Source organism: Streptomyces avidinii, assembly GCF_014650695.1.
Taxonomy (GTDB): domain Bacteria; phylum Actinomycetota; class Actinomycetes; order Streptomycetales; family Streptomycetaceae; genus Streptomyces; species Streptomyces avidinii.
This window is the reverse complement of the sequence record NZ_BMVL01000005.1, coordinates 396,467-407,053: the sequence shown is the minus strand read 5'-3', so window position 1 is coordinate 407,053 and position 10,587 is coordinate 396,467. Positions and strand designations below refer to the sequence as shown.

The window sequence follows — 10,587 nt, the reverse complement described above, 5'->3', positions numbered from 1 at the left end:
ACGAGCAGGGTCTGGCCCGCGCGCACGCCCAGCTCCTCCAGGACACGGAACGCGGTCCGGCCGACCGTGACCAGCGAGGCCGCGGCCTCCCACGACAGGGCATCGGGCTTGGCCACCGGCCGCTCCAGCAGCGCGTATTCGCTGTAGCTGCCGCCGACGGCGGAGCCGAGGACCTCGTCGCCGACGGCCGCGCCGGCTCCCCCGCCCACGGCATCGACCACCCCGGCCGCGTCCAGACCGAGGATCACGGGAAAGCGGGCGGGGACGGCATCGGCCATCCGACCTGAGCGGACCTTCATGTCGAACGGGTTCACGGAGGCGGCGCGCACCCGGATCCGGACCTGGCCCGGGCCGGGCTCCGGCGGGGTGACGTCGGTCAGGCGCAGCACCTCGGGCGCGCCGTACTCGGAGAAGGTGATCGCTCTGGACATCAGGAACTCCCGGGTCAAGGCGTGCCTACGCTTTCGGACCGTTGCAGACCATTGCGGACCGTTGCGGACCGGACCCGCGTGACAGGACCCGGCCGGTGTGACTACGGGCACCGGCCGGGTCCTGTGTGCGGGATGTCCGTCATCGTCGTCGGCTCCCACCGCACCGTCCCACGCGGACGCGCCCTGTGCATCGCCGGACGTGGCGGACGGGTGACGGTCAGGGGGAACCCGGCACGTCCACGGGACGGGCGCGGGACGGGCGCGGGACGGGCGCGGGGCACCGTCAGAGCATCTCCTTGATCTTGGCGACGGCGAACCCCCAGCCCTGGGCAAGGGTCGGCCTGCCGGGGACCGCCACCTCCTCGGGGTTCGTCAGCACGTCGAGCAGGACCGGCCCGGGCGTCGAGAAGGCTTGGCGGACGGCGTCATCCAGGTCCGCCGGGTCGGTGACGCGGATGCCCTCGATACCGAGGGCCCGGGCGACCGCGGCGAAGTCCGGGTTGTCGAGTTCGGTGCCGAACTCGGGCAGGCCCACCTGCTCCTGCTCCAGCTTGACCATGCCCAGGCGGTGGTTGTCGAAGACGACGAGCTTGACGGGCAGGGCGTACGTCTTGATCGTCATCAGGTCGCCGAGCAGCATGCTCAGTCCCCCGTCGCCGCAGAAGGCGACGGTCTGGCGTTCGGGAGACCACAACTGGGCCCCGATGGCCTGGGGCATCGCGTTGGCCATCGACCCGAGGTTGTACGAGCCGATCAGCCGGCGGGAGCCGCGCATGGTGACGAGACGGGAGAGCCAGACGGTGGCCATGCCGGTGTCGGAGGTGAAGACGGCGTCGTCGGCGGCGTGGGCGTCCACGGCGGCGGCCAGCGCCTCGGGCCGGATCAGATGGTCGGGATTGTCCAGGGCGGCCCGGGCCCGGCCCGTCCGCCGCCGGTCGTGTGCGGGGTCGGCCAGCCGCCGCTGGCCCTCCTGCCAGTGGACGAACCGTTCCCGGGCGTCGTCCAGGTGCTCGCGGTCGGCGACCTGCTCCAGCAGCGGCAGCAGGGCGCGCAGGGTGGCGCCGGCATCGCCGGCCAGGCCGACGTCCACGGGGGTCCGGCGGCCCAGGTGGTCCTCGCGGCTGTCGATCTGGACGACCTTGACGTCCTGCGGGTACCACTCCCGGTAGGGGAAGTCCGTCCCGAGCATGAGGAGCACGTCCCCGCTCTCCAGGGCATGGGCCGCGGCGGGGTTGCCGATCAGACCGGTCTGGCCGACCTGGAAGGCGTTGTCGTCCTCGAAGCCCTCCTTGGCCTTCAGCGTGAGCACCATGGGCGAGGCGAGCCGCTCGGCGGTGCGCAGGACCTCGGTGCGGGCGTCGCGCGCTCCGGCGCCGACCAGCAGGGTCACCCGGGAGGCGGCGTTCAGCAGGGCGGCGGCCTCGGCGAGGGCCGGGTCGTCGGGGCGGGTGACGGCGCGGTCCAGTGCGAAGCGCGCGGGCCTGTCCTCGCTCAGCTCCCGGTCGCCGAGGTCGCCGGGGACGGTCAGGACGGCCACTCCGCCCTGCGTCACGGCGGCCCGTACGGCGCTCTCCATCATGCGCGGCATCTGGTCCGGGGAGGTGACGGTGGCCCGGTGGACGGCGACGTCGCGGAAGAGGAGGTCGTTGTCGACCTCCTGGAAGTAGTCGCTGCCGATCTCGGCGAGCGGTACCTGGCCGCAGACGGCGAGGACGGGCGCGCGGGTCTTGGCCGCGTCGTAGAGGCCGTTGAGCAGGTGCACGGAGCCGGGGCCCACCGTGCCCATGCACACCCCGAGGGTGCCGGAGAGCTGGGCCTGGGCCCCGGCGGCGAAGGCCGCGGCCTCCTCGTGCCGGCAGCCCACCCAGGTCAGGGTGGCCGAGGTGCGGATGGCCTCGGTCAGCGGGTTCAGGGCGTCCCCGACGACACCGAAGACATGCTGGACGCCCAGCTCCTCCAGTGCGTTGACGATCACATGGGCGACGGTGCGAGCCACAGGAGTACCCCTCGGTCCGGTCTCAGCGGGTGAAGCGGTCGGGATCGGCCGCCTGCCAGTCGCCTGCCCAGCCTTCGGGGGGTGATGCGAGCAGTTGTCCGGGAGCGAGCCATTCGTGGAGCTGCGCGTAGGAGCGCACGGTGTGCGGGTCCACCCGGTGGAGCAGCATGTGCGGGCGCAGCCCGCCCGGGTGCGCCACGCCCATGGCCGCCATGATCTGCTGGGCGCTCGCGACCGTCGCCTCCTGGTAGCGGCGGACGCGCTGGGACTTGTCGCCCACGTCGAGGGCGCGGGCGCGCCGCGGGTCCTGCGTGGCGACGCCGACGGGGCAGGTGTTGGTGTGGCAGCGCTGGGCCTGGATGCAGCCGAGCGCGAACATCATCGCGCGGGCCGAGTTGGTGAAGTCGGCTCCCTGGACGAGCCGTCGTACGAGGTCTCCGCCGGTGGCCACCTTGCCGGAGGCCCCGATGGTGACGCGCTCGCGCAGCCCGGTGCCGACGAGCGCGTCGTGCACCGTCATGAGCCCTTCGCCCAGGGGGAGGCCGACGAGATCGGCGAACTCCAGCGGCGCCGCGCCGGTACCGCCCTCCGCCCCGTCGACGACGATGAAGTCGGGGGCCGTGTCCTCCTCCAGCATCGCCTTGCACACGGCGAGGAACTCCCGCCGGGAGCCGACGCACAGCTTGAACCCGACGGGCTTGCCTCCGGTGAGCTCCCGCATGCGGGCGAGGAAGCGGACGAGCTCGCGCGGTGTGGAGTACACCCGGTGGTGGGGCGGTGAGACGACCGTCTCGCCCTGCGGCACTCCGCGCACCCTTGCGATCTCGGCGTTCACCTTGGCCCCCGGAAGCACGCCGCCGATGCCGGGCTTGGCGCCCTGGCTGATCTTCAGCGACACGCACTTGACCTGCGGGAGGGCGGCCTTCTCGGCGAACTGCCGTGCGTCGAAGTCGCCGTCCTCGGTGCGGCACCCGAAGTATCCGGTGCCTATCTCCCAGACGAGGTCGCCGCCGGGGCGCAGGTGGTACTCGGACAGTCCGCCCTCTCCCGTGTCGTGGGCGAAGCCGCCGAGCCGGGCGCCGGTGTTGAGGGCGAGTACGGCGTTGCCGGAGAGGGAGCCGAAGCTCATCGCCGAGACGTTGAGCAGGGCCATGTCGTACGGCTGGGTGCAATCGGGCCCGCCGACTCGGACCCGGGGCTGCCCGGTGGGCACCGGGCAGGGGGCCATGGAGGGCATGAGGTACTCGCTCCCGGGCAGGTAGAGGTCCTGTTCGGTGCCGAACGGTTCCGCGGAGTCGGTGCCCTTGGCCCGTTCGTAGACGATGCTGCGGGTGTCGCGGTCGAAGGGGCGGCCGTCGGTGTTCCGCTCGACGAAGTACTGCTGGAGCTCCGGCCGCACCGCCTCGAGCGCGTAGCGCAGGTGCCCGGCCAGCGGGTAGTTGCGCAGGAGGGAGTGGCGGCGCTGGGTGAGGTCGTGGACGGCAGTGAACGCGAGCAGCAGGAGCGGGCCGGCGGCGGCCCACCACCAGGGCGACAGGAACAGGGCGGCGAGGGCGGCGCCCGCCGCGAGCGACACGGACAGGACGACCAGTGTTGTCTTCAGCACGGGGCGCTTGTGTCCCGCAGGCCGTCCGTCATGCGCGTTCCCCGCACTGCCCCGCCTCATGACGTGGGCGGGCGGTGCGTCGGGGACTGCCGAAAGGGCTCCGCGGGGCCGTGGTGTGGCGCTAGCCTGGGCGGGCCGGACGCTCGATTGCGGGGGGATTCCGATGGCGGGCCGCGGGGTGAACTCACAGGGCGGCAGACAGCGCCGCCTGTGTCTGATCGTGGATGTCGAGAAGTACAGCGGGCGCAGCCATGTGGCCCAGATGCGGGTGCAGGAGGGCCTCGCGCAGGCGCTGGACTACGCCTGTGAGCGGGGCGGAGTCCGCTGGCAGGGGTGCGCGCAGCAGGACCGTGGTGACGGTCAGCTGCTCCTGCTGCCCGCCGGGGTGGACGAGGCGAAGGCCGTGCCCGGGCTGGTGCAGGGGCTTCGGGACATGCTGCCCGTGCTCAACGCCCGGGCGGCGGCCGACGAGCAGATCCGGCTGCGCGCCGCGCTCGCGCAGGGGTCGGTACAGCAGGCACCCCTGGGCTTCGTCGCCTGGTCGGTGGAGCTGGCGTCGCGGCTGCTGGACTCCACGGAACTGCGTACGGCACTGGCGGAGTCGGCGGGCAGTGACATGGCGCTGATCGTGTCGGCCGACCTGTACTCGGACACGTTCGCGACCGGGGCGGGCGGTCTGACCGGCTCGGCGTTCCGTCCGGTGCGGGTGGACATCCCGGAAAAGCGGTTCTCCTCCGACGCGTGGATCAGTGTGCTGCCCCGGGGCCGTACGGCTCCGCTCGGGGTGGCGGTGCCCCCGCCGGGCCCGCTTCCGGCGCGGCGGGGGCGCGGCGTACGGGCGGGCGGCGCGGCCCTCGGCGTGTCCGGGACGTACATCCTGGTCAGGGCACAGCACCAGAGTGACCCCGAGGGCCATTCCACCGACTCGCACGACCAGCACGACCAACGGGACGCGCACGTCCACCGGATCGGCGAGGAGGCGGCGGACATGAGCCACGAGGGCCACGAGGGCCACGAGGGCCACGACGGCGAGCAGACCTGGGACGAGGGGCACCTCACCGAGGGCGAGGTGATCGAGTCGGCCGACGGGACCGGCTACACCTCGGTCGGCGACTACGTGCGCGGCGAGGACGGCCACGAGCCCGACCCGCATCCCGTGGCGGACTGGGACGACGACCACGGCCATGCCCGGTGGTGAGGATCAGGGGGAGGCGGCCCTGAAGTAGAGCTCCTCGCACAGCTCGCGGGCCGTCCGGGCATGGCGTTGCAGGACCCGTGACGGCGCCGATTCCAGCTGACGCCACCGGGCCGCCGCCTCGGCCGCCGTACGGGCCGCGTGCACGGACGCCGATGCCGTCGCGCCGGGGGCCGGTTCCGGCAGGCCGAGGCAGGCGGCCGTCGTGGTGCCGGTGGCCAGGCGGAGCAGGGCTTCGGTGTCCGGCTCGGAGAGCCGGAGCCGTCCGGCGGCGAAGTCGGCCAGTGCCGGGGCCAGTTCGGTCTGGCGCAGCAACGGGTGGCAGCGCAGGGCTGCGACCCCGGCCAGTAGGTCGTCGAGGGCGCGGCGGGCCGCCGGGCCCAGTGCGTCGTCGGCGAGCGCGGTGCGCGCGGCCTCGTCGAGCAGCCCGAGCGCGGCGGCGGCACGCAACCGGTCGGCGGCCGCGGCGAAGCGCCGCCGGATCTCGTCCAGGAGTGCGTCGATGCCCGAAGCCTCCCGCAGCGCCGCCAGCAGGGGCCGGGCGCCGCGGCCGGCCAGGGTGGGTACGGCGTCCACGGCCGCACGGATGCCGTAGCAGCCCAGGAGGTCCAGGACCCGGGTCCGCTCGGGCGCGTCGAGGGGGCCGTCCGGCCAGCGCAGGAACTCCTGCGGGGAGTACAGCGCCCGGTCCAGGTCGTCGCGCGGCGCGGTCGCGAGCCGCCCGAGCAGGGCGGCGTCGGTCTCGGTGAACTCCTCGCCCAGCGCCGTCTGCGCCAGCAGTCCCGCCACGGGCACGACGCCGGACAGCAGGCCGGTCAGCCGGGCCGTGTAGGTGGCGGCGACGCGGCGGGCCCGGGGCCAGGGGTCGCCGGTGCCGTCGCCGAGTTCGTCGATGCGGCTGAGGACCCCGACGACGTTGAGGGCGGTCATCCGGTCGTGGGCCTGGCGGCGCAGTGCCTCCAGCGCCTCCGCGTCCCCGGCTCCGGGATGCGGCATGACGTACAGCAGTGCGTCGGCGGCGCCGAGCGCCCGCAGCGCGATGCCGTCGAGTCCGCTGAGGGTGTCCATGCCCGGGGTGTCCACCAGCGTCCACGGGCGGCTCGGGTCCCGGCCGTCTGCGGTCTCGACGACGACCTCCTCGATCTCCTCGCGCGCCGAGCCGAGCATCGCCACGTCCCGGGGGATCCCGCCGCCGGGGCGGCCGGGCACGTGGTAGCGGCGGCCGTCGGTGCGGCGTACCTCCAGACGGTTCTGGACACCGCTGCGGAACCATGCGACGAGCGTGGTGCATTCGGTGGCCCCGGTGGCGGCCAGTCGGCGGCCGAGCAGGGCGTTGACGAGGGTCGACTTCCCTGCGTTCATACGGCCGCCGACGGCGATGCGCAGTCCGGGTTCGGCCAGGCGCAGCCGTACGGAGGCCAGGACGGCGGCGACCGGCCCACCGGGCGGCAGGTGCGGGGCTGCGGCCCGGCACAGCGCGTCGACGCGCCCGCACAACTCGCCCGCGGACACCGCCGCGGGACCGGTGGGGCCGGCACGGCGGGCGGTCATGAGGCCGCCCGCGCGAAAGCCCCGGGCGGAGCAGGCCGTACGGATGCGGCCGGCGCCGGGACGCCGGAGCGGGGGCTGCCGGGCCGCAGATGCGGGACGGCGGCGCGGCACATGGCGTGGACGCGCCCGCACGCCTCGCCTCCGGGCCCCGCCGCGGCGGAGGCGGGAGCGCCCGCGGCCCGGTCGCCGGCGGGCCCGCCCCGGGCAACGGGGCCGGTGGAGCCGGTGGGGCCGGTGGGGCCGGTGGGGCCGGTGGGGCCGGTGGGGCCGCCGACGATCACGCGGTCTCCGGCGCCGACACCGACACCGGCACCGGCACCGGCACCGGCTCGACGATCCCCTCGGCCTCGGCGGCATCGGCGGCCGCGGCAGCCGCCGGGTGTCCGATCGCAGCGGCGAGGTCCCGGCCACGGGTGATCAGCTCGCCCAGGGCGGCCGAGCGGCGCCGGGCCTGCTCGCGCTCCTTGGCGAGCTGCTCCCGGCCGGCCGCGAGGTTGTGCTGGAGCTCCTCCAGTTCGGCCTCCAGGAGCGCACGCTGGGCGGACACCTGGTCGGTGATACGGGCGGTGATGCGTTCGCTGACGTCGTCGACCGTGCGGGTGATCTCCGGAGGGATCTCGGTGGTGAGTTCGGCCACCATGCGATGTGCGTAACGCATCGCGTCGCCGCGCACCCGGCCGAGGTCGGTGCGCCGCTTGCGGCGGTTGGAGAGCAGCGCGATCATGCCGAACCCGGCGGCGAGCGGCAGCAGGACGCCCCCGGTGGCCAGCGCCGTCACGGTGGCCGCGAGGCCGCCCGCGCCCCAGGCGGGCATGACCCGCTCGACGAGGGCGAGGGCGCCGCTGTTGTCGTGGCCGGTGCTGACCAGAGTGGGGAGCGCGTCCAGCCGTTCGGGGCGGGCGAGGGCGAGTTCGGCTACGGCCGGACCGGCGTCCAGCCGGCACTGGTGCTCCATGAGGGCGACGAGCCGGGCGACGCCGTCCCGGGTGGCGGTGTCCAGGTCCAGCCAGATGGCCTCGACGCCTGCCTCGAGGTCCCGGGGCAGTTCGGTGGCCAGGTCGGGGCCGGAGGACGCGGCGATCTTCTCCTCGGCGAGCTGGCGCAGGTCGTTGACGTTGCGCTGGAAGCCGACGCGGAGCCGGCGTTCCAGTTCCCGGGCCGCCTGGCGGAGGTTGCCGCGCCAGGTGGCGTCGGAGCGCTGGAGGGCGCGCAGGGCGTCCCGATGGCCGCGTACCTCGTCCTGCAGTGTGGGGTCCTGGGCGAGGGAGCGCAGCCGGCGTTCCTGCACGGAGGCGAGCGGGGCGAGTACGGAGAGCGTGACGTGGAGGGCGTTGGCGAGGCGTAGCCCGGCGGCCTCCGCGGCGATCCGTCCGGCCAGCGCCTCGGTCAGCGGGCCGAAGCCGCTGGCCTCCAGGCGACGCTCGGCGGTCTCCCGGTCACCGGCGGCGGCCGCCGCGTCCGCGTCCTCCTTGGCGCGGCTGCTGACCGGGAACCAGGAGGCCGCGGCGTAGCGGGGGGCGTGCTCGGCGAGGAGCGCGCGGTTGCGTTCCAGTACGGCCGGCCACTCCCGGTACTTGTCGGTCTGGGTCAGGACGAAGACCACTTCGGCGATTCGCTCGGTGGCCTGCTCCAGGAAGCGGAGTTCGGACGCGGTCAGCTCGCTGGAGCCGTTGACGACGAAGACCAGGGCGTCGGCCTGGGAGAGGGTCGCCATGGTGATCCGGGCGTGGCCGGAGACGAGCCCGCCGACGCCGGGGGTGTCCACGAGGGTCAGCCCGGACGCGAGCAGGGGTGCGGGGACCCCGACCTCGACGTGGTGGACGTCGTCGCGTCGGGCCGTCTGGGTGACGGGGTCGACGGCGGCGTACTGGGCGATGTCGGCCGGATCGATGGAGACCGGGGCGGAGTCACCGGTCAGGTGGGCGACGGCGGTGGGCCGGTCGGCGTGCCGGACGACGAGGTGGACGCCGGTGGCGACGTCGACCTCCACGGGCAGCAGGTCCCGGTGCCCGATCAGGGCGTTGATCAGGGAGCTCTTGCCGCGCTTCTTCTCGCCGACGACGACGAGGGAGGCGGCGCCGGACCGGATGCGGGCCGCCTCGGCGCGGACGGCAGCAGCCAACTCCGGGGAGACCGGCGCGCCGTCGGGCGACGAGCCGTGGGGGCCGAACGCGGCGTCGGAGCGGGCGGCGCGGTCGAGGAGGACGGCCGCGTCCCCGACGAGGCGCAGCACCTCCGCGGCGCGGGGGTGGGCGTTGCGGTTGTCGGTCATGCGGACCCTCCTGGGTGGGAGCGGTACGGGTCGGGGTCGGGGTCGGGAACGGGGACGGAACCGGGGTCAGGGTCGGAGTCGGAGTCGGAACCGGCGTCGGGGTCGGAACCGGGTTCGACCGCGGCAGCGGTTGCGCCGGGGCCGTGGCCGGTATCGGGGGCGAGGGCACCCCACGCCCCGGCCGGACCGCCCGGGCCCGAAGGCGTGCCCGTGCCGGCGTCGTGGCCCACCGGCCCGCCGGGGGCGGGTGCCGCGCCGGGACGACCGGCGCCCCGGCCCTCGGCGGTGGAGGCCGAGCCGGGGCCGGTACGGGGGCCGGGAACCTCACCGGAGGCCGAAGCCGGAGCGGAACCGGCAGCCGAGCCGGCGGCGGGTGGGGCTCCGGCCTCTGCGCCGGGGGTGCCGAAGGCGCCGAAGTAGCCTTCGAACGAGGCCTGTTCGGCGGCCACCTCACGGCTGCGGCCGAGCAGTCCCGGGCCCGACGGCTCCGGCTCGTACGCCGCGCTGCCCGTCAGGTACGACTCGGTTTCCGTGGGACGGCGGGAGGTACGGCGCTGCGGCGCGGGCCGGGGGCGCGGGGCCGGCGGCCGGCCGTCCGGGCGGTCGGCCTCGCCGACGGACCGCCACACCTCGCTCGCCCGTGCCCAGAAGCCCTTCCTGGCCTCCTCCCGGGTGCGGCGCTCCGGCTGTCGCTCCGGCTCCGGCACCGGCTTCCGTATCGGCTTCGGGGCCGGCTTCGGGGCCGGCTCGGGGGCCGCAGCCGGCGCCTGAGCAGGGGCGCGGGCCGGGGCCGGAGGAGCTGTGCGCGGCGTACGGCGGTACTCGGTGACGTCCGCGCAGCAGGCGTGCGTGAGCCCCGGCTCGCGAGCGTCTCGCGACAGCTGCCAGCCGGCGGTCAGCAGGCAGTCCGCCGTCGGCCCGGCGGCGAGCGCGGCGTCCCACAGGCCGTGCGCCTGCCCCGCCGGCAGCAGGTGGACGTCCGCGGGGTGGGCCTCCGGCCAGTAGCGCGCCGCGGCGGGGTCCGCCGGCCGCTCGCGCACCGCCCAGGGAGCGGCCGCCGCGGTGCTGGTGAGCGTCTCCGCGTCCGCTGCGAGGGCGACGTCCCAGGCCGGGGCGGCCCAGGCCCGGTAGGTGGGGCCCGCCCAGTGCAGGAAGGAGGCCTCCAGTTCGCCGAGGCCCGGCAGGCCGTGGGCGGCCGCCCGGTCCGGATGGTGCCAGCCGACGAACCCGTACAGCGGCCTTCCGTGCTCGTCGTGCGCCATGTCCGGGCCCAGCAGCGGCACCTGGCAGGCGCCGCCGACCAGCACGCCGTGCAGGCCCCGCTGCAGGACGAAGCGGGGCGCGACGTCGAGCCGCGTACCGCCGGCGACCACGGCGAGGACCGCACGGCCGAGCGGTCCCCCGGGTGTCGCCCCGTCGGGCAGCGCGCGCCACCAGCGGTCGATCCGGTACGTACGGCCGTAGACGACGGCCGACCAGCCGCCGCCCGGCCGCGGGCCGGGGCGGGCGTGCCGTCCGGTGTGCTCCGTGGCCATC

General features: G+C 75.3%; 7 protein-coding genes. 1 reads left to right on the top strand and 6 read right to left on the bottom strand.

The window, feature by feature from the left end; all coding sequences use genetic code 11:
• From IE257_RS38265 to IE257_RS15560, 3 genes are all read right to left on the bottom strand, one after another.
• On the bottom strand, nt 1-431 hold a 431-nt coding region (locus IE257_RS38265; protein ID WP_229920381.1), incomplete at its 3' end, for an alcohol dehydrogenase catalytic domain-containing protein.
• A 283-nt stretch (nt 432-714) separates the two neighbouring features.
• Nucleotides 715-2,427 carry a thiamine pyrophosphate-dependent enzyme gene (locus IE257_RS15565; RefSeq protein WP_189968923.1) on the bottom strand — a complete coding sequence of 571 codons (1,713 nt, stop codon included), beginning with the start codon at nt 2,425-2,427 and terminating at the stop codon, nt 715-717.
• A 22-nt stretch (nt 2,428-2,449) separates the two neighbouring features.
• A complete protein-coding gene (locus tag IE257_RS15560; RefSeq protein WP_245384760.1) occupies nt 2,450-4,030 on the bottom strand; it encodes an FMN-binding glutamate synthase family protein in 1,581 nt (526 codons plus the stop codon).
• Between the two features lie 223 nt (nt 4,031-4,253).
• On the opposite strand from IE257_RS15560, the gene IE257_RS15555 reads away from it, so the two are divergent.
• Nucleotides 4,254-5,231, top strand: a complete 978-nt coding sequence (locus tag IE257_RS15555) for a hypothetical protein (RefSeq protein WP_189968920.1) — start codon at nt 4,254-4,256, stop codon at nt 5,229-5,231.
• A gap of 3 nt (nt 5,232-5,234) precedes the next feature.
• Here IE257_RS15555 and IE257_RS15550 read toward each other — a convergent pair whose 3' ends face one another.
• The 3 genes from IE257_RS15550 to IE257_RS15540 all read right to left on the bottom strand — a co-directional run bounded on the left by IE257_RS15550 (nt 5,235) and on the right by IE257_RS15540 (nt 10,586).
• The gene (locus IE257_RS15550) at nt 5,235-6,779 is read right to left on the bottom strand and encodes a dynamin family protein (protein ID WP_189968918.1); all 1,545 of its coding nucleotides are present in this window, start codon (nt 6,777-6,779) and stop codon (nt 5,235-5,237) included.
• A 277-nt stretch (nt 6,780-7,056) separates the two neighbouring features.
• The gene (locus tag IE257_RS15545; RefSeq protein WP_189968916.1) at nt 7,057-9,051 is read right to left on the bottom strand and encodes a dynamin family protein; all 1,995 of its coding nucleotides are present in this window, start codon (nt 9,049-9,051) and stop codon (nt 7,057-7,059) included.
• The gene (locus tag IE257_RS15540) at nt 9,048-10,586 is read right to left on the bottom strand and encodes a hypothetical protein (RefSeq protein WP_189968914.1); all 1,539 of its coding nucleotides are present in this window, start codon (nt 10,584-10,586) and stop codon (nt 9,048-9,050) included. Before IE257_RS15540 ends, IE257_RS15545 begins: the two co-directional genes overlap by 4 nt.
• Nucleotide 10,587 lies beyond the last annotated feature (1 nt).

Coding starts and splice junctions, on each gene's coding strand:
- IE257_RS15550 (WP_189968918.1), bottom strand. CDS start 6,779: ATGACCGCCCGCCGTGCCGGCCCCACCGGTCCCGCGGCGGTGTCCGCG.
- IE257_RS15545 (WP_189968916.1), bottom strand. CDS start 9,051: ATGACCGACAACCGCAACGCCCACCCCCGCGCCGCGGAGGTGCTGCGC.
- IE257_RS15540 (WP_189968914.1), bottom strand. CDS start 10,586: ATGGCCACGGAGCACACCGGACGGCACGCCCGCCCCGGCCCGCGGCCG.